Genomic DNA, 19,626 nt, shown 5'->3' with positions numbered 1-19,626 from the left:
AATGAAAGATTTCAACAAAGTTCGTATCGCCATCGCCAGCCCGGAGAAGATCCGCGAGTGGTCGTTCGGCGAGGTTGAAAAGCCCGAAACCATCAACTACCGCACCCTGAAGCCCGAGCGCGAGGGTCTGTTCGACGAGCGCATCTTCGGGCCGCAGAAGGACTACGAGTGCGCCTGCGGGAAGTACAAGCGTCAGCGGTACGAGGGCAAGGTCTGCGAGCGCTGCGGCGTGGAAGTCACGAGCAGCAAGGTCAGGCGCTACCGCATGGGTCACATCGACCTGGCGACGCCCGCCGCGCACATCTGGTACGTGAAGGACACCCCCAGCAAGATCGGCACGCTGCTCGACCTCTCGGCCGGTCAGCTGGAGAAGGTGCTGTACTTCAGCTCCTTCCTGGTCACCGATCCCCGCAACGCCCAGAAGGACGGCCGTCCCCTCAAGCGCGGCGAACTGCTGAGCGACGACGAGTACCGTGAACTGCGCTTCGGCCGTCAGGAAACGTACTCCATCCCCAACGGCACCGACGCCGAGATCCGCGACGGCGAGTACGTCACGCGCGGCCAGATTCTGGGCGGGAACGTCGTCAGCAAGATGGACGGCCTCGCGCAGTACCGCTTCCCGCGCCGCGCGATCATCGCGTACAGCGAGGAAGTCGAGGCGACCCTGCCCGTGCCCGCCGAGGCGCTGGTCGAGCAGGACGCGTTCCGCGCCGGTGAGATCCTCGCCGAACTGGAAAGCGACGTCACGATCACCGCGCCCGTGGACGGCACCGTCGTCCTGCACGAGATGGGCGAGGACAGCGTCATGGTCGAGCTGCGCGAGGGCGTGGACGAGGAAGGCACCCCCAGCGGTGAGGTGTTGAGTCGCGTGTACATCCCGCACGGCATGAACGTGCAGGTCGTGCACGGCGAGATCGTCGAGGCCGGCGCCGCCCTGGCCGACGCCGCGAGCGGCACCCGCCTGCGCGTCAGCCGCGACAGCCGCCTGAGTGGCGTCACCTTCCCCAAGAAGAAGGGCGACGTGCAGGTCAAGGCGCACTGGACGCGCCGCGCCGAGTACCCCATCAACCCCACCATGCACGTCCTGATCGGCGACGGCAGCGAGGTCAAGAAGGGCCAGAAGGTCGTCGGCGCGATCGACAAGGAAGAGGAGATCGTCGCGGAAGCCGACGGGACCATCACCCTGCACAACCCCGCCAGCATCATCGTCAGCAAGGCGAAGGTCTACGCGTACAGCGACGAGCCCCTCGTCGTGAACGGCGACCGCGTCGAACCCGGTGACGAACTCGCCGACGGCGGCGACCTGCGCAGCGAGATCAGCGGCCGCATCGAGATCGACCTCGTGCGCAAGCAGGTGCGCGTCATCGAGTCCTACGACTTCGACGCGAAGATGGGCGCCGAGGCCGTCAAGGAACTGCTCGACGACCTGAACCTCGACGAGCTGGAAGTCGAACTGAACGAGATGATGAAGGACTCCAGCCGCCACAAGCGCGCCAAGGCCCGCAAGCGCCTGGAAGTGACCCGCGCGTTCAAGCGCAGCGGCAACCACCCCAGCTGGATGATCCTGAACACCGTGCCCGTCATGCCCCCGGACCTGCGTCCGATGGTGCAGGTGGACGGCGGCCGCTTCGCGACCTCGGACCTGAACGACCTGTACCGCCGCCTGATCAACCGCAACAACCGCCTGAAGAAGCTCATGAGCCAGGGCGCGCCGGACATGATCATCCGCAACGAGAAGCGCATGCTTCAGGAAGCGGTGGACGCCCTGATCGACAACGGCCGCCGCGGCAGCCCCGTCACCAACCCCGGCAGCGACCGCAGCCTGCGTTCCCTGACCGACCTGCTCGGCGGGAAACAGGGCCGCTTCCGTCAGAACCTGCTGGGGAAACGCGTGGACTACTCCGGCCGCAGCGTGATCGTGGTCGGCCCGCAGCTGAAACTGCACCAGTGCGGTGTGCCCAAGCGCATGGCGCTCGAACTCTTCAAGCCGTTCCTGTTCAAGGTCCTGGAAGAGAAGGGCGAGGTCACGAACATCAAGCAGGCCCGCAAGATGCTCGAACGCTACCGCGACACCCGCGACAGCGTCTGGGACGCCCTGGAAGAGGTCATCGAGGACAAGGTCGTGCTGCTCAACCGCGCGCCCACCCTGCACCGACTGGGCATCCAGGCCTTCGAGCCCGTGCTCGTCGAAGGCCAGTCCATCCAGCTGCACCCGCTGGTCTGTGAAGCCTTCAACGCCGACTTCGACGGCGACCAGATGGCCATCCACGTGCCGCTCAGTGCCCAGGCGCAAGCCGAGGCGCGCATCCAGATGCTCAGCGCGCACAACCTGCTGTCCCCCGCGAACGGCGAACCGAACGTCAAGCCCAGCCGCGACATCATCCTGGGGATCTTCACCCTGACCCTGCTGCGCAAGGACAACCTCGGCGCGGGCAGTGAGTTCGCCGACGAGCAGGCCGCCCTGGCCGCCCTCGAAGGCGGGAAGGTCGCGCTGAACAGCCCGATCGTCGTCGCCGGTCAGGAAACCAGCCCCGGCCGCCTGAAGTACGTCTTTTCCAACCCCGACGAGGCCATCATGGCCGTCGAACGCGGCGAGATCGACCATCAGGACTACGTCCGCATCCGCCTGAACGGCGTCACCTACGACACCAGCGCGGGCCGCGTGATGTTCCGCCGGATCGTGCAGGAAGCCCTGGGCCTGCAGGCGCACCTCGTGGACACCCTCGTGAACCTCGAGACCGCCTACGAGAAGGACCACCTCAAGGACATGGTCATGGCGTGCTTCAAGCACCTCGGGATCGAGGCGACCGCCGGGCTGCTCGACGGGCTGAAGGACGCGGGCTTCAAGCTCTCCACGACCTCCGGCATCACCATCGGCATCGACGACATCGTCATCCCGCCCGCCAAGACCGAGATCCTGGCCGAGGCGGACGCCAAGGTCGCCGAGATCGAGCAGAACTTCGAGTTCGGCTTCATGACCGAAGAAGAGCGCTACAAGCAGGTCGTGCAGCTCTGGAACGACACGAAGGACGAAGTCAAGAACGCCATGTTCGACAACTTCGGCAAGAACTACCCCTTCAACCCCCTGTGGATCATGAGCCTGTCGGGTGCCCGTGGTAACGCGCAGCAGATCACGCAGCTCGCCGGGATGCGCGGCCTGATGGCCCGCCCCGACGGCAGCACCATCGAAGTGCCGATCCGCGCCAGCTTCCGCGAGGGCCTGTCGGTGCTGGAATACTTCATCAGCACCCACGGCGCCCGTAAGGGTGGCGCGGACACCGCGCTGCGTACCGCCGACTCCGGCTACCTGACCCGCAAACTGGTCGACGTGGCCCACGAAGTCGTCGTGCGCGACGTGGACTGCGGCACCACCGACTACACCGTCATGCCCCTGGGCGCCACCGACGAGCGCACCGGCGAGTGGCGCACCCGCAAGAGCAGCGAGATCGAAACCAGCATCTACGGCCGGACCCTGTCCGACGCCGTGGAAGTGGACGGCCGCACCATCGAAGCGGGCGAGATGCTAAGCCTGGAAGACGTCAAGGCGATCACGAAGAACGCCAAGGCCCTCCAGAGCGTGTTCATCCGTACGCCCCTGAACTGCCGCGTCAAGAGCGGCGTGTGCCAGAAGTGCTACGGCTACGACCTCTCGCAGGCCAAGCCCGTCAGCATGGGCGAAGCGGTCGGCGTGGTCGCCGCCGAATCCATCGGCGAACCCGGCACGCAGCTCACCATGCGTACCTTCCACACCGGTGGGGTCGCCGGCAGCGGCGGCGGGGACATCACCATGGGTCTGCCCCGCGTGATCGAACTGTTCGAAGCCCGCAAGCCCAAGACCAGCGCGGCCGTGGCCGACCGTGACGGCGTCGTACGCATCGAGGAAGACGAGGAACGCTACCTCGTGCGCATCGAGGCCGACGACGACCAGTACAGCAGCAAGACCGCCATGAAGATCAGCAAGGGCCTGCGCATGATCGTCAAGGACGGCGACCGCGTCGAAGCCGGTCAGCCCCTCACGCGCGGCGCCATCAACCCCCACGACCTCCTGCTGTACAAGGACACCGACGCCGCCCAGCGCTACCTGGTGGAAGAAGTGCAGCGCGTATACCGCAGCCAGGGCGTGAAGGTGCACGACAAGCACATCGAAGTCATCGTGCGCCAGATGCTCCGCTGGGTCGAGATCACCGACGGCGGCGACACCGAACTGCTCGAAGGGCAGACCGTGGAACGCTGGGAAGTCGACCAGGCCAACGACCTGCTCGAGGAAGGCCAGACCCCCAGCTCCTGGAAGCCCGTCCTGCTGGGCATCACCAAGAGCAGCCTGACCACCAAGAGCTGGCTGTCCGCCGCAAGCTTCCAGCACACCACCCACGTGCTGACCGAGGCCAGCATGAAGGGCCAGGTCGACGACCTGATCGGCCTGAAGGAGAACGTCATCCTCGGGAAGCTGATTCCCGCCGGGACGGGCCTCCAGACGGTGCGGGACATGCAGGTCGCCGACGAGCGCACCCTCGAGAAGTACGGCGAGGGCAGCACCAGCACGGACTCCGTGACCGGCAACCGCAGCTACGACGACACCCGCCCCGGCGTCGTCAACGAGAACGTCACCTACACGAACTAAAGCCCCTACCTTGAACCCCCCTGCCCCCTGTGGGTGGGGGGTTTTTCATCGTCTACGCGGGGTTACCTCTCCCCCGTTCCGGCGCAGAAATCATCGGCAGGGCAGTCCTCCATTTGACCAGCCAGTGGGACATCTTCGGGAGGCAGGTCGTCGGCGGGCAGGGCCTCCAGCATCCACACGAGCTGCCCCGGCACGGTCAACAGGTCGGTCCAATTGGTCGGCCAGAGGCGGTCCCAGGTGGGTGGCGCGAGCAGCAGCGCGGCGGTCCCGAGGCGGAGGGCGGCGGCGGTCAGGACGGTACTCATGGATCAGTCCCCCGAGGCTCCGTGAATGCGGAGTCGGGCCTCATGACACGCCCGCACCCGTGACCACGCCGTGCCCGGCGCGCGACCGCAACGATACGGAAACGGGAGGGGCCGCGCGGGGCGACTCCCTCCCGGACTGACGGCGCGGGTTTAACCGACCTGCTCGACCCCGCTGCGTTCGGGCAGGTCGCCGTCCTCGTCCTCCAGCGGCGCGAACAGGCGGTCCAGGTCGGCGGATGTGAGCTGCGTCGCGTCGCTGAGGCCCCCGTCGAGGATGCCGCGCGCCAGGGACGCCTTGCGGGCCTGCAGGTCCAGGATGCGTTCCTCGACGCTTCCGGCGGCGATCAGCTTGTACACGAACACCGGTTTGTCCTGCCCGATGCGGTAGGCGCGGTCGGTGGCCTGCTCCTCGGCGGCCGGGTTCCACCAGGGGTCGTAGTGGATGACGGTGTCGGCAGCCGTGAGGTTCAGGCCGACGCCCCCGGCTTTCAGGGTGATCAGGAACACGTGGGTCTTGCCGTTCTGGAACGCGTCGATCTGCCCCTGTCGGTCCTGGGTGCTGCCGGTGATCATGGAGTACGGGATGCGCTGTTCGCGCAGCCAGTCTTCGAGGTGGCGCAGCAGCGTGGCGAAGCCGCTGAAGATCAGGACGCGCCTGCCCTCCTCGATCATCTGCGGGAGGTGCGCCTGGAGCCAGTCGAACTTGGCGTTGTTCTGCACGTTGCGCGCCGCGTCGAGTTTCACGAGGCGCGGGTCGGTGACCGCCTGCCGCAGCTTCAGGAGGGCGTCGAGGATGGCGATGGTGCTGCGGGCCAAGCCGCGCGCGCGGAGTTCCTCGCGGACGCGGGTCTCGGTGGTGACGCGCACCGTCTCGTACAGGTCGCGCTGGTCGCCGTCCAGCGTGACGCGGACCGGGATCTCGGTCTTGGGGGGCAGTTCGCGCGCCACGTCGCGTTTCTCGCGCCGCAGGATGAACGGGCGCACGCGGGCGGCGAGCGCCTGACGGCGGGACGCCTCGCCTCGCTTCTCGATGGGCGTGCGGTACAGCTCGCGGAACGTCTTCTCGTCGTGCAGCAGGCCCGGCGCGAGGAAGTTGAACTGCGACCACAGCTCACCCAGGTGATTCTCCAGCGGCGTGCCGGTCAGCGCGAGGCGGTGCCGGGCACTGAGGCTCCCGGCGGCCTTCGCGGCGGCCGTGCGGGTGTTCTTGATGTTCTGTGCCTCGTCGAGGATCACGAGGTGGTACTCGAACGCGCCCAGCTCCGTGATGTCGCGCGGCAGCAGCGGGTACGTCGTGAGGATCAGGTCATGCTGGGGAATCCGCGCGAACTGCGCGCGGCGGTCCTTGCCGTGCAGGGTCAGCACCCGCAGGTCCGGCGTGAACTTCGCCGCTTCCGCCTGCCAGTTGCCGATCACGCTGGTCGGCGCGATGACCAGACTGGGCCGGTCCGCGCGGCCCGATTCCTTCTCGATCAGCAGGTGCGACAGGGTTTGAACGGTCTTTCCAAGCCCCATGTCGTCGGCGAGGATGCCGCCCATGCCGTACTCGCGCAGGAATTGCAGCCACGCGACGCCCTGACGCTGGTAGGGGCGCAGGTCGGCGCGCAGCCCCTGCGGGGGGGTGATGTCCTGCACGCCCCGGAAGTCGCGCAGGCGGCGGCCCAGGTCGAGGAGACGTTCGGCGCCGAGCCAGCGGGCCTGTACGGCTTCTTCCAGCTGGGCGACGCGGGCGGCGTCGAGGAGTGGGAGGCGCAGGGGTCCGGGGGGCAGGTCGCGGAGGTTGAGTTCCACGAGGACGCCCAAGATGGCGCGGACGCGTCCGGCGGGCAGGGCGACGCGGCGGCCGTCGCCGAGGGAGGCGTGCAGGACCTCGTCGTCCTGTAGTTCGGCGAGGGCTTCGGGGGTGAACAGCTGCGGCTGGCGGGCGATCAGGTCGGCGAGGATGGGGATGAGGCTGAGGCGCTGGCCGTCGACGACGATGCCGAGGTCGAGGGTGAACCAGCCGCCGTGGGAGTCGTCGGTCTCGCCGTACCAGTCGGTGATCTCCGCGAAGTTCAGCGGGAAGTCCGGGTGGACGTGGATGGTGAAGCCCTGCGCTTCGAGGTCCTCGCGCCCGGCGCGCATGAAGGCCATCCAGGCGTCGTCGTCCCCGAGGGTCAGGAGGTGGTCGCTGCCGGGGACGGTGTACTCGTGGCCGTAGGCGTCCTCGAGGAGCATGAAGCCGCTCAGGGCGACGGTGTGCGCGGCGTCGCGTTCCGCTTCGGGGTCGCGGGTGACGCGGGTCAGGACGCCGTTCCGGAACACGGCGGGGCCGGTGCCTGCGTGCTCGTCGGGGACGGTGAGGCCCGCGTAGGCGTGCCGGAGTTCCGCCAGTGGGAGCGTGACGGTGTGCCGCGCGCCGCTGAAGGCGTGGTGGGTGGCCTCGCGCGCCAGCAGGTGCAGTTGCGGGGTGTAGGGCAGGCGTTCCTCGCGGACCTGCACGGTCTGCGGGATGGGCAGGTTCAGGCCGGAGGCGGTGATCGCGTGGGCCAGCGCGACGGCCTGCGCGGGCGGCAGGACCGGGCCGGACAGGAAGCGGGCGGTGACTTCCGCCGGGGCGTCGGTCTGCACACGTGAGAGGGTCAGCGCGGCGGGCCGGACCGCCCACGGGGGCGCGACCGGGAGCAGCTGCGCGTCCGTGGCGTCCGGGAGGTGCACGGCGGGAGTCTGAGCACCGCGCGGGTCGCTCAGCCATGCCAGCTGCCCGCTGAGGTCCGGACCGCGCGTGAGGGGCTGCTCGGGCCGCTCCCAGCACAGGCGGCCGCTGCCCAGCAGGTGCTCCAGCAGCAGGTCGGCGGCGGGGTGGTCGGTGAGGGCGTGCAGTTCCTCCTGCCAGCGGCCCGGCTCGTGCGTGGCGGTGGTCGCCATCTCCAGCAGGCGCAGGAGGTTCGAGTCGCGGCGCACGAACGCGGGCGCGCTGCTGAGGTTGCGGGGCAGCGGGTAGCGTTCGGCGCCCTTGACGTCCGGCTGCTCGCCGCGCAGCGGGACGCGCAGGAGTTGCAGCGCCACGCGCCGCCCGCCCGCGGATGAGCCGGGCGGCAGGGAACGCAGCACGTAACGCAGTTCGAACTGACGGCCGCGGCTGGGGCTGCGGGTGTCCGTGAAGGACGCCAGCCACTGCTGCGTGCGGGCGTCCAGTGGTTCCTCGGCGGGGGCGGGTTTTCCCCCGTCGGCCGCGTCGCGGGGCGCAGGGCGCGGCCCGGCGGGCGGGTCGGTCGCCAGCACGAGCGCGGCCACGTGGCGGCAGCGGTAGCGCCCACAGGTGCAGGAACTGCCGCGCAGTTGCGGATCGGGCGGGGGCAGCAGGTCCACCGTGGCGTGGTAGGCGACGCCCGCGTCAGTGACGGTCGCCTCGGCGTGCCAGCCGTCGTCCGTCCACTCGCGGCGCACGTCGGTGACGGCCTCCTCGCGCAGCGCGAGGCCCTGCGCGGCGGTGTCGAGCGCGAAGCCGGGCGGCAGGCGGCTGAGTTTCATCGGGCCCCCGCGTGGACACCTGCGTCAGGCGTCCACCCCTGCGGGCGGGACGGAATGACCATCACGACGGGAACAAACACGCCCTCCAGTGTACCGCGCCCCGCCTGATCCTGAATCCGAAGTCCAGCACAGAGCGCCGCGTCGGCTGGACAGCTGTCCGGTCCCCACCACCCCGCAGCGCGCCGGGCGGGACGGTGAACCTCACCTCCACCCCGCCCGGCGGCGCAGTTCAGCGGGCCTGGATGCGCCAGACGCGGCCCTCGCCGTCGTCGGTCAGCAGCAGCGACCCGTCGGCGGCCACCGCGAGGTCCACCGGGCGCCCAACGACGTTCTGCCCGCGCAGGAAGCCGGTTAGGAAGTCCGTGACCTTCCCGGTCTGCGGGTCGATGATGATGACCTTGTACCCGCTCTTCTCGCTGCGGTTCCAGCTGCCGTGCAGCGCCACGAACATCTGCCCGCGGTACGCGGCGGGGAAGGTCTTCCCGGTGTAGAACGCTAGGCCCAGCGGCGCGGAGTGCGCGGTGGTCAGCGCGAAGGCGGGCGTGGCGGCCTTGCAGGTCTCGGCGGTCTTGCGCCCAAAGTCCTTGTCCCACACCTGCGCCTGTCCGGGCTGGGTGGTGTAGCAGTACGGCCAGCCGTAGAACCCAGCCTGTTTGACCTTGTAGAACCCCTCGGGTGGGAGGTCGTCGCCCAGCTGGTCACGGCCGTTGTTCGTGGCGTACAGCTGCCCGCCGAACCACTCGATGCCCACCGCGTTGCGCAGGCCCGTCGCGTAGGGCTTGCCGTTCTTTCCGTCCGCGTCGTACACCCAGATCGCGGCGCGTTTCGGGTCGCTCTCCTCGCAGACGTTGCAGGTGCTGCCCACCGACACGTACATCCGCCCGTCCGGCCCGAACTCCACCGTGCGGGTGGAGTGCCCGCCACCACCCGGCAGGTCCACCAGTTTCGTGGGCGCGGCGCTGGCCTTCACGTCCCCGGCCCTATACGGGAAGCGCACCACGCCGTCCGTGTTCGCCACGTACAGGAACCCGCCCCGGATGGCGAGGCCGTGCGGCTGGTTCAACCCGCTGGCGAACACCTGCTTCCCGTCCGCCTCCCCGTCACGGTTGCGGTCCGGCAGGACGTACACGATCCCGGCGCCCGTGTCGCTGAGCAGCACGTCTCCGTTGCTGGCAACCACCATGAAGCGCGGCTTCTTGAAGCCGTCCGCGTACAGGTTCACGCTGAACCCGGCGGGCACCTTGAGGCTCTGCGCGACGCCGGTACTGCTCTGCGCGCAGCCATTGCCCAGCAGGGCGAGGGTCGTGGCGGCCAGCGCCGCCGGGAAGGCCAGTCGGATTGAGGGCATGCTCCCAGCAGACCAGCCGCTCATGAGGCGGGCATGCCAGCCGGATCAACGTCGGGCCGAGATCAGCCTATAGCCCACCTCAGGCGATGCAGAGTCCGCACCCGTAGGCAGCAGAGGAAGCCACTCTCAACAACGTCACCCTGGAACGCCGATCCTGCACACCCCCTCCCGGCCTCCCCCCTCAAGGGGGAGGGGCGGAACGGCCAGGCCCATCATGGGCTGACCCGCACAGTGCGTGCCAGCTCTGGATCAGGTGTCGAACTTGCTGAGCACCTGCTCGGTACGGGCACTCTTGACGCGGTTCACGAGACGTTCGTGCTCGTGCCGGTCGCGCAGGCTCTTGGAGAGGGTCAGGGTGCTGGCCGTCAGGAACAGGGTGCCCATGTACAGGTACCCCTTGATCCACCAGTCCACCGGAATGAAGTAGATGCCCAGGATCATCAGGCCCAGCGCGGTCGTGAACGCGATCCAGATGAAACTCAGCCAGGCGGGGGAATCACCGACGATGTCCGGGGAACCTTGCATCATGCTGCGCCTCCTGAAACAGGTCTTGTGGAGCTGACCCACAGCATAGAAACGCCGCGCCCCCTGCCCCCCCATCCTGAACGCGGTGCAAGAAGGGGGCGTGCGGTGCGCTCAGGCGCGCGTGGCTTCCGGGTACTCGAACCTCGCCCCGAGGGCTTCGAGGTGCCGGAAGAACATGGGGTAGCTCTTGCGGATGTGGTGCGCGCCCGTGATGCGGATCGGGGCCTGCGCGCTCAGGCCCAGCACGGTCAGCAGCATGATCATGCGGTGGTCGCCGTGCCCATCCGCCGTGACGCCGCCCGCGAGGCTGGGCGTGCCCGTGACGGTCAGGCTGTCCTGCGTCTCGGTGACGGTCAGGCCCAGCGCCTCCAGTTCGCGGCGCGTGTCGCTGATGCGGTCGCATTCCTTCAGGCGCAGCGTGTACACGTTCTCCCAGGTGGTCGTGCCCCCTGCCAGGGCCGCCGCCGCCGTGAGGGCCTGCACGGCGTCCGTGAAGCCGTCCCCGTCCCGCGTGACCGCGTGCAGGGGCCGCCCACCGCGCACGATCACGGTGTCGCCCTCGCGGGTCAGGTCGGCGCCCATCTCGCGCAGCACGTTCAGCGCCTCGCGTTCGCCCTGCAGGTCGTGCTCGCGGAGGTTCGACAGGCGCAGCTCACCGGGCCGCGTGGCGGCCGCCGCGAGGATCGCCGCGCTGCCCGGGTAGTCCCCCGGCACCAGCACGCGACCCGCGCGGTACGCCTGCCCACCGGGGATCGTGATGCGACTCAGGTCGTCACTGGCGGACGCCTGCACCCCGAACGCCGCCAGCGTATCCAGCGTCTGCCGCAGCGGCGCGTGACTTTTGATATCCCCCGTCAGCCGCAGGTCCAGCCCGTCCGGGAGCAGCGGCCCCAGGAACATCAGCGCCGACGCGTACTGGCTGCTGCGCTCCGCACTGACCTCCACCACGCCCCCCCGCACCGGCCCCGAGATGGACAGCGGGAACATGCCCTCCCGACTCTGCACGCGCGCGCCCAGGCGCGACAGGGCCTCCAGCAGATCCCCCTGAGGCCGCTTTCCGAGCGAATCCGGGTAGTCCGTCACGAACGCCGTGCCCGTCGTCAGGGCCGCGACGCCCATCAGGAACCGCGCCACCGCCCCCGCATTCCCCGGATTGAGCGTCACACCCTCCCGCGGCCCCGCCCCGAAGCCCCGGATCACCGCGTCCCCACCCACCAACTCCACGCCCGCACCCCAGTCCTCCAGGCAACGCAGCATCGCCCCGGCATCCTCGCTGGTCGCCACGCCCACCACCCGCGACTCCCCAGCCGCCAGCGCCGCCGCCAGCAGGTACCGCGTCGTGTAGTTCTTGCTCGGCTGCGCCCGCAACTCCCCCCGCAACTCCGCGGCGGGATGCACGATCACGTCAAACTTCTCCGGCATGCCATCCGCACTCATAGGGCCAGCGTAGCCCGCACGCAGGAACCGGCCCGGGGTGCTGTACAGGAGGGGGAGTGGGTTGTGGGCAGTGGGGAGTGGGAAGGGAGGCTGCTGCGCAGCGGGACCCCTCTGCTTCGCAGCTGTGCCAGGCAGTCGCCTACGGCGACAGCTCCCCTCAAAGGGGAGCCAGGAGAGCACGCTTCTGCCAAGGCGAGAAAAGTCGATCAGCGGCCCGAAGCGTCCCGCCACAGCGACTGACCGCCGACTCCCACCGGCCGTCGTGCGCGAAGCGCGCGGGCCCGCGACGGGGGCGAAGGATGGCGTCGAAGCCGGACCCGTCACCGCCCGACACCAACACGCCGCCCAAGTCAAATCTCTTGCCCAGTGCCAACGTTAGCCCCCCCGTCCCCCCTGGGGATGGGGGCTGGGGGGTGGGGCACCGCACAGACCAACCCCGTTACAACTCCCAGATCACCCCGCCCGCGATCAGCCCCGCGCCCGTGCCGACGAGCAGCGCGGTATCCCCCTCGCCCAGCCGCCCGGCTTCCACCGCCTGATGCAGCGTGAGGGGAAGGCTGGCGGCGATGACGTTCCCCAGGGTGCGCAGCGTGACTTCGACCTGCTCCTCGGGCCAGCCGTAGCGGCGCAGCAGGTCGAGGCCCGCCTGGCTGGCCTGGTGGGGGATGACGCGCGTGATGCCGGGCAGGCCCTGACTCAGGCCGGGCCGGAGGCGTTCGAGGAAGGGCGGGACGACGCGGCTGGCGAGTTTGAGGACCTGGAGGCCCTGCATGTCGAAGGTGAAGTCGGTGGGGGTGGCGGTTGGGTGGTTGGGGTGGCGGAGGGTGCCGCCGCCGGTGATGCGGGTGTGGTCGGCTCCGGCGGGGTGCGTTTCGATGCGGGTGGCGTGGAGGCCCTGTCGGGGGTGGGTGGGTGGGCCGAGGAGGATGGCGGCGGCGCCGTCGCCGATCAGGAGGGTGCTTTCGGGTTGTTTGGGGTTGAGGCCGACGCTGCCGCCTTCGCTGCTGATGATGAGGACGTGCCGGGCCTGCCGGGTGTGCATGAGGAGGGCGGCGTGCTGGAGGGCGAGGAGGAAGCTGAGGCAGGTGCCGTGCAGGGAGTATGTGGCGGCGCCGGTGAGACCGAGTTCGCGGGCGTAGAGGGCGGCGCCGTCGGGGATGGGTTGCAGTTGGCTGCCGCTGGCGTTCAGGAGGACGTCCACGTCGCTGACGTTCAGGCCCGCGCGGTTCAGTGCTTCGCGGGCGGCCTGCGTGCCGAGGGTCAGGGCGGTTTCCTGCCCGGAGAGCCAGCGTCGTTCGTGGACGCCGCTGCGTTTCAGGGCGACGGCTTCGGGGACGTGGCACAGCCGGGCGACTTCGGCGGTGGGGACGCGGCGTGCGGGGAGGGCGTGTGCGGTGGCGAGGAGGCGCACGCCGAGGATGGGGTCGGGTGGGTTCATGCGGGCCTCCAGGTTCGGGTGACGCGGCGGCGTTTCGTGCCGGGCGGGGTGGGGTCGAGGGAGCGGGTGTCGAGGGTCAGCTGATCAGGGTCGGCGTGGCTGCGGCGCAGGGCGTCCCGGACGGCGCGCAGGGCGTGGGTCTGGGTGTCCGGGGTGTGCGGGTCGAGGTGCAGCGTGATCTGGTAGGGGCCGGTCTGGTTGGCGCGGTACTCGCGCAGGCCCGGCACGGCAGCGAGGGCGCCGCGCAGGAAGTCCGGCCAGACGGTGACGCTCTCCCCTGCCGGTCCGGGGAGGTGCAGGGCGTCGTCCTGCCGCCCGGCGATGCTGTGCACGCGGCGCGCGGCCTGCCCGCAGGGGCACGGGTCGGGGTGCAGGCGCAGGGCGTCGTCGAGGCGGTGGCGGATGAACGGCTGCGCGCGGCGGCGCAGGTCGGTGATGACCGGGCGGTGCAGATCATCGCCGAGCGGTTCGAGGTCGAAGTGGACGTGCGCCTCGTTCAGGTGCAGCGACCCGTGCGGGCACGGCAGGGCCAGCAGGCCCTCGGTGGCCTGATAGACCTGCACCACGTCACCCCAGCCGCGCAGGGCGGCCTCGTCGTCGGGGTCGAGGACTTCCGCGACGCTGATCACGCGGGCATTCAACTGGATGCCGGTGTGGTGCAGGGCGCGCAGCACGCCGGGCGGCCCGACGATCAGGGTGGGCGCGTACGCCTGGGCCTCGGCGGCCAGTTCGGGCAGGGGGCGCAGCAGGTCGAAGAAACGGAACTCCAGCTGGCGGCGGCGGACGCTGCGGTACAGGGGGCTGTCGGCCCGCAGGAAGAACGCGACCCGCTGCGGGCGCAGCAGCCCCCACAGGCCGCCGGGCAGCAGGTGGCGCAGAACCGTGCCCGCCCAGCGGGCCTGCTCGGCGCGACTGACGAGGAAGACGCCCTGCGTGCCGCTCGTGCCGGTGGACAGGCCGACGGTGACGGGTCCGGCGGGCGTGGTGAGGGTGGGCGTGAAGTCGCGGGTGCGTTCCGCCTGCCGTCCGACCGCCAGCGCGCGGTCCAGCGTGACGCCCACGGTGTTCAGCGTGTCGAACGTGGCGAGCATGGCGGCCTTGTCGGTGGGTGGCAGCTCGCGCCAGCGGCTCAGCGGGAGTCCGGCGGCGCGGAAGCGGGCGGCGACGGCGGGGCTGTGCGCAGCCACCCAGCGCAGGTGCCCGTGCGCGAGGCGGTCCTGGTGCCGGTCCAGCGCCGCGCGGCGGCGGAAGGTCAGGCGGGCGTCGTCCAGCGCGCCCAGCAGGGTCAGCACCGTATTCACGGGGCCGTCCAGATTCATGGGGCGGTCCAGCCTTCGGGCGCGTCGTGGCTGACGTGCAGCCTCGCTCCGGGGTTCGCGTGCAGGAAGGCGCGCAGGGCCGCGCCGCTCGCAGACTCCTGGGCGGGGTCGTGGAACGCCACGCGGGCCAGCGGGTGCACGGGGCGTTCCTCGCGGCCCGCGCGGACGCTCCAGGCGGCGTCGGCGGCCAGGACGGTCAGGCCCGCCTCCTCCTGCGCCAGAAGGCCCACCATGCCCGGCGCGTGACCGGGAAGCGGCACGGCGCGCAGCAGACCGTCCCCGAACACGTCCGCGACCTCCGTGAAGGGGTGCAGGGCGTCCCCGCCCGGCTTGAAGTCCAGCCACGCGCAGCGGTCCTCGAAGTCGTCCGGGAGGAGTTCCGGCATGAAGGCCCGCCGTACCGCACGTACTCCGCGCAGCGCCCGCAGGGGCTCCCAGGCGCGGCGGTCGAGGTGGAAGGTCGCGTGCGGGAAGTCCCGCAGGCCGCCCACGTGATCGGCGTGCAGGTGCGAGACGATCACGTGCCGGACCTCCTCCGGGGGGAAACCCAGCACGCGCAGCTGCTCGCGGGCGGAGTCGTGCGGGCCGAACTGCACGGGCGTGATCAGGCCGTAGATCAGGCCCGGCCAGCGGCGCATGGCGGTCACGACGTCCGCGCCGTAGCCGGTGTCGAACAGGACGGGGCCGCGCGTGGGGTGCAGGATCAGCGTGAAGCCCGCCGGGTACGCCTGCACCCGCCACGGCGCGCCGCGTTCGGTGATCGCCGCGAGGTTCAGGCACGACCCGGCCCGCAGTGGGACGACCCGGACGGTCACGCGGCCCCTCCGCGCAGCCCGGCGAACACGTCCGCGAAACCCTGCTCGGGCGTGACGACCGGCGCGTAGCCCAGGCGCTCGCGGGCCCGCGTGAGGTCCAGCGTCATGGGCCGCGTCAGGAGGCGTACGCCGCTGGCGGTCAGGGGCGGCTCGGGCTGGTCGGGGTGCAGTCGCGCGCCGAGTTCCAGCGCCGCCGCCACCCCCTCCAGCAGCCGCGCGGGCACGCGCCGCGTGGGTCTGGGGACGCCCAGCGTGTCGGCCAGCCGGTCCAGCGTCGCCCACAGCGGGATGGCCTGCCCGTCGGTCACGTTGAACACGCCGGGCGCGGGGCGGGTCAGGGCCAGCGTGATCGCATGGGCGACGTTGCGCACGTCGGTCAGGTCGGTCCAGACCTCCTCAGGGGTCAGGCGCGGCAGGCGGCCCGCGCGCAGAGCCGTCGCCAGCCGGGGCACGATGCTGGTGTCCCCCACGCCGTAGATGCCGCGTGGGCGCAGGATCGTCGCGTCGGGCAGCGCAGCGCGCACCGCCTGCTCCGCCTGCCATTTGCTGCGGGCGTACAGGCTGTCGAAGCGCGGGCCGACCGGGGTGTCCTCGCGCACCTGTTCTATGTGACCGGTGGCGTTGTACACGCTGGGCGTGCTGACGTGCACCAGCCGCACGCCGCGCCGCGCGCACGCGCGCGCCAACGCCGCGCTGGGGGTCACGTTGTCCGCGTGGAAGTCCGCCGCGTGCCCCCACAGGGTCGAACGGGCCGCCGCGTGCACCACCCCCTCCACCCCGTCCAGCAGGGCGTCCCAGTCCGCGACGCGCAGGTCGGCCGCCACGAAGCGCACACCGTCCCGTTCCAGCGCCGCGCCCCTGCGTGCGTCCCGGCCCAGGCCGCGCACCTTCCATCCGTCGGCGGCCAGGGTCCGCGCGGTCACCCCGCCGAGGAACCCGGTCGCGCCCGTCACCAGAATGGTCATCGCCCGCGATTATGCCCGGCGCACGCAGGCCCTGACCACGATTCTGAACGGCGTGCAGGCCAGAGGACGTACCCGCCCCTGCGTCATTCGGGCGAGGCGACCTGCGGAAGCATCCCGGTACGCTGCGTTCCATGACGACTCCTGATGTTCACATCGACTTTCAGGCGGGTCAGCGCTGGACGTACCGCACCCGCCCCGGCGAGGACACGAGCACCGTGCTGATCCTGCGCCGTGACGACGAACCGACCGGCACGGTACTGCACGTGGCGCTGGACGGGCTGCGGCTGGGCAACCCGCACCTGCCGGGCGGCGTGCAGATGGAACTGGGGCACGCGCCGGTCACGGCGGACGCCGTGCGCGCCAGCGTGCTGGAGCTGATCCAGGTGAACGCTCCCCTGCCCACCGACGAGGGCGGCTACCGCCAGTGGCGCGAGGCGGCCGACCGGGGCGAGGCGGGTGTGTTCACCCTGACCCTCGCGGAGATCCTGGACGTGATCGGGCAGGCGGTGGCCCCGGCTCCAGCGGACGGGCTGTTCGGGAAGACGAACCGCCGCTGACGCGGGGGCGGGCTGGGGCGGGTGCGGGAGTGGGGTGGTCCGGACAGGCCGCTTTCGTGAAAACGGTTTCGGGTGTACGCTGCCGGACATCACTGAACCGTTTCAGCGTCCTGTCCTGCACTCCCGAGGTACCCCATGACCCACACGCCTGTCCTGACCGATCCCGACGCCCTGCTGAACCAGCTGACGCTGGAGGAGCAGGTGGCCCTGCTGTCCGGCGCGGACGCGTGGCGCACCGCCGCCGTGCCGCGCCTCAACATTCCCCCGCTGAAGGTGAGTGACGGCCCGGCGGGCGTGCGGGGCGGCGGGCCGCTGATCGGGGGGCGGCGCACGGCGGCGTACCCGGTGGGCATCGCGCTGGGCGCGACGTGGAACCCGGACCTGCTGCGCGAGGTCGGGGCGTCCCTGGCGCGCGAGGCGCGGGACAAGGGCGCGACGGTGCTGCTCGCGCCGACCATCAACGTGTTCCGGTCGTCGCTGAACGGCCGGAACTTCGAGAACTACGCCGAGGACCCCATCCTGACCGGGCGGCTCGCGGCGGCGTACATCCAGGGCCTGCAGGCGGGCGGGGTGGGCGCCACGCCGAAGCACTTCGCGGGGAACGAGTCGGAATTCCAGCGCGGCACCATCGATTCGGTGATCGACGAGCGGACGCTGCGGGAACTGTACCTGCGGCCCTTCGAGATCGTGGTGAAGGAGGCCCAGCCGTGGGCGATCATGACCGCGTACAACCGCCTGAACGGCCCGTACTGCTCGCAGCACCCGTGGCTGCTGCAGAAGGTCCTGCGGCGCGAGTGGGGCTTTTCGGGGCTGGTCATGAGCGACTGGGGCGGCACGCACTCGGCGGCCGAGGGGGTCCTGGCGGGCCTGGATCTGGAGATGCCCGGCCCGGCGGTGGCCAGAAAGCCGCTGCTGGAGCAGGCGCAGGCCGACCCGGAGGTCCGCGCGGGCGTGCGTGAGCGGGCGCGGGCGGTGCTGCACCTGCTCGCGCGCACCGGCACCCTGACCGAGCCGCTGGACGTCGCGGACGATCACGAGCGCGACACCGAGTACCCCGAGACGCGCGCCCTGATCCGCCGCGCGGGGGCGGAGGGGCTGGTGCTGCTGAAGAACAGCGGCGCCGCACTGCCGCTGCCCGCCGGGGTGCGGGTGGCGGTGATCGGCCCGAACGCCGAGGCCGCGCAGGTAATGGGCGGCGGCAGCGCGCAGATGAACGCCCACCGCCGCGTCTCCCCTGCCGAGGGCCTGCGCGAGGGGGGCCGCGTGAGCGTGGTCGGCAGCGCCGAGGGCACCGGGCACGAGCGGTACCTGCCGGTGCCGCAGGTCGAGACGCGCATCGAGTACCGCGATCAGGCGGGCGGCCCGGTGATCGGGCAGGACACGCGCCCGCAGGCGGAGGTGATGTTCTTCGGCCTGCCGGACGGCGTGAACCCCGACGCGTTCCACGCGACCCTGATTGTCACGGTGGACGCCCCACAGGACGGCCAGTACGAGGTGAGCCTGGGCAGCGCGGGCCTGAGTCGCCTGTCGGTGGACGGGCAGCTGACCGTGAACAACTGGGAGGACTGGCAGGTCGGGGAGCTGTACTTCTCGTTCGGGTCCGGCGAGCGCCGCGCGCCCGTTCACCTGAGTGCCGGGCGACACACGCTGAGCGTGGAGTACACGCCGCACGTCATGGACATCGGCATCACGCCGTTCAACGCGGTGCGGGTGGGCTTCCGCGCCCGTCCGGACGGGGACCGGCTGGCCCGCGCCGTCGCCCTGGCCGCGCAGGCGGACTGGGTGGTGCTGTGCGTCGGCACGACCGGCGAGTGGGAGACCGAGGGCGTGGACCGCGCGGGCCTCACCCTGCCCGGCGATCAGGACGCGCTGGTGGGGGCCGTGCTGGACGTCAATCCGAACGTCGTGGTGGTCCTCCAGACAGGCGGCCCGGTCGAGATGCCGTGGCTCAGCCGCGTGCCCGCCGTGATGCAGGCGTGGTTCGCCGGGCAGGAGGTCGGGCACGCCGTCGCGGACGTCCTGACCGGACTGGCCGAACCTGGGGGCCGCCTCCCGCAGACGTTCCCGCACTCCCTGGCGGACGACCCCACCCACCCGCTCACGCCGGACGTGCAGTACCCCGGCGAGGATGGCCGCGTCGAGTACCGCGAGGGCCTGTACACCGGGTACCGCCACGTGGACCGCTCGGGCGTCACGCCGATGTTCCCGTTCGGCTTCGGCCTGAGCTTCACGACCTTCACGCTGGGCACCGCGCAGTTGCACGCCCCGGCGTTCCCGCAGGGCACGGCGACCGTGACGGTCCCGGTCACGAACGCGGGCGAACGGCCCGGCAGCACCGTCGCGCAGCTGTACGTGCAGCCCCCTCAGGGCCGCGTGGACCGCCCCCTGAAGGAATTGCGCGCCTTCGCGAAGGTGCACCTGAACCCCGGCCAGACCGGGGACGCCGTGCTGACCGTCACCCCGCGCGACCTCGCGTACTTCGACGTGGCGGGTCAGGCATGGGTGGCCGACCCCGGCGAGTACGTCCTGCACGTCGGGCAGAGCAGCGCCGACCTGAGCACGCAGGTCACGCTGACCCTGACGCAGGAGTGGCGCGAGACGCTGCCCGACACCGACTGACGGTCACAGCGAGGGGGGGCGCAGTCCCACAGCAACCGCGCCCCCTCCCGTTCATACGGGTTCCGTCTGCTTCGCTGACAACCCGGAACAACACCGGGTTGCCAACTCCACGCCCGGAACCCGTTCTGCTCCCACTCGCATCCGCTCGGGTTGAACGGCTTTGC

The 19,626-nt window shown here is 70.8% G+C and carries 12 protein-coding genes; 3 read left to right on the top strand and 9 right to left on the bottom strand.

Annotated features, from left to right (window positions below; genetic code table 11):
• Window position 1 precedes the first annotated feature (1 nt).
• Window positions 2-4,621 (top strand): DNA-directed RNA polymerase subunit beta', encoded by a 4,620-nt coding sequence (locus IEY69_RS19280; RefSeq protein ID WP_189074766.1) that lies wholly within the window; start codon window positions 2-4, stop codon window positions 4,619-4,621.
• A gap of 62 nt (window positions 4,622-4,683) precedes the next feature.
• On the opposite strand, the gene IEY69_RS19275 is transcribed toward IEY69_RS19280, so the two are convergent.
• From IEY69_RS19275 to IEY69_RS19235, 9 genes are all read right to left on the bottom strand, one after another.
• Complete coding sequence (locus tag IEY69_RS19275; RefSeq protein WP_189074765.1) at window positions 4,684-4,926, bottom strand: hypothetical protein; 243 nt, start codon at window positions 4,924-4,926, stop codon at window positions 4,684-4,686.
• Window positions 4,927-5,076: 150 nt separating this feature from the next.
• Window positions 5,077-8,439 carry a DEAD/DEAH box helicase gene (locus tag IEY69_RS19270; protein WP_189074764.1) on the bottom strand — a complete coding sequence of 1,121 codons (3,363 nt, stop codon included), beginning with the start codon at window positions 8,437-8,439 and terminating at the stop codon, window positions 5,077-5,079.
• Between the two features lie 229 nt (window positions 8,440-8,668).
• Window positions 8,669-9,787 (bottom strand): PQQ-dependent sugar dehydrogenase, encoded by a 1,119-nt coding sequence (locus IEY69_RS19265; protein WP_189074763.1) that lies wholly within the window; start codon window positions 9,785-9,787, stop codon window positions 8,669-8,671.
• 249 nt (window positions 9,788-10,036) lie between these two features.
• Complete coding sequence (locus IEY69_RS19260; protein ID WP_189074762.1) at window positions 10,037-10,315, bottom strand: YiaA/YiaB family inner membrane protein; 279 nt, start codon at window positions 10,313-10,315, stop codon at window positions 10,037-10,039.
• A gap of 108 nt (window positions 10,316-10,423) precedes the next feature.
• A complete protein-coding gene (gene aroA, locus IEY69_RS19255; RefSeq protein WP_189074761.1) occupies window positions 10,424-11,749 on the bottom strand; it encodes a 3-phosphoshikimate 1-carboxyvinyltransferase in 1,326 nt (441 codons plus the stop codon).
• A gap of 439 nt (window positions 11,750-12,188) precedes the next feature.
• Window positions 12,189-13,187 (bottom strand): 3-oxoacyl-ACP synthase III family protein, encoded by a 999-nt coding sequence (locus IEY69_RS19250; RefSeq protein ID WP_189074760.1) that lies wholly within the window; start codon window positions 13,185-13,187, stop codon window positions 12,189-12,191.
• Entirely contained in the window at window positions 13,184-14,506 is a 1,323-nt protein-coding gene (locus IEY69_RS19245; RefSeq protein ID WP_189074759.1) for a F390 synthetase-related protein, read from the bottom strand. Before IEY69_RS19245 ends, IEY69_RS19250 begins: the two co-directional genes overlap by 4 nt.
• The gene (locus IEY69_RS19240; RefSeq protein WP_189074758.1) at window positions 14,503-15,321 is read right to left on the bottom strand and encodes an MBL fold metallo-hydrolase; all 819 of its coding nucleotides are present in this window, start codon (window positions 15,319-15,321) and stop codon (window positions 14,503-14,505) included. Before IEY69_RS19240 ends, IEY69_RS19245 begins: the two co-directional genes overlap by 4 nt.
• Window positions 15,318-16,286, bottom strand: coding sequence for an NAD-dependent epimerase/dehydratase family protein (locus IEY69_RS19235; protein ID WP_189074757.1), 969 nt, complete (start codon window positions 16,284-16,286; stop codon window positions 15,318-15,320). The genes IEY69_RS19240 and IEY69_RS19235 overlap by 4 nt, the downstream gene beginning before the upstream one ends.
• Window positions 16,287-16,417: 131 nt before the next feature.
• On the opposite strand from IEY69_RS19235, the gene IEY69_RS19230 reads away from it, so the two are divergent.
• Both IEY69_RS19230 and IEY69_RS19225 read left to right on the top strand, forming a co-directional pair.
• On the top strand, window positions 16,418-16,843 hold the full coding sequence (locus IEY69_RS19230; protein WP_189074756.1) for a hypothetical protein: 426 nt from the start codon (window positions 16,418-16,420) through the stop codon (window positions 16,841-16,843).
• 135 nt (window positions 16,844-16,978) lie between these two features.
• A complete protein-coding gene (locus tag IEY69_RS19225) occupies window positions 16,979-19,462 on the top strand; it encodes a glycoside hydrolase family 3 C-terminal domain-containing protein (RefSeq protein WP_189074755.1) in 2,484 nt (827 codons plus the stop codon).
• The last annotated feature ends 164 nt before the right edge of the window (window positions 19,463-19,626 follow it).

Source organism: Deinococcus sedimenti (assembly GCF_014648135.1).
GTDB classification, from domain to species: Bacteria; Deinococcota; Deinococci; order Deinococcales; family Deinococcaceae; genus Deinococcus; species Deinococcus sedimenti.
Note: the sequence above shows the minus strand (reverse complement) of the source record. Positions and strands in the feature narration are given on the sequence as shown.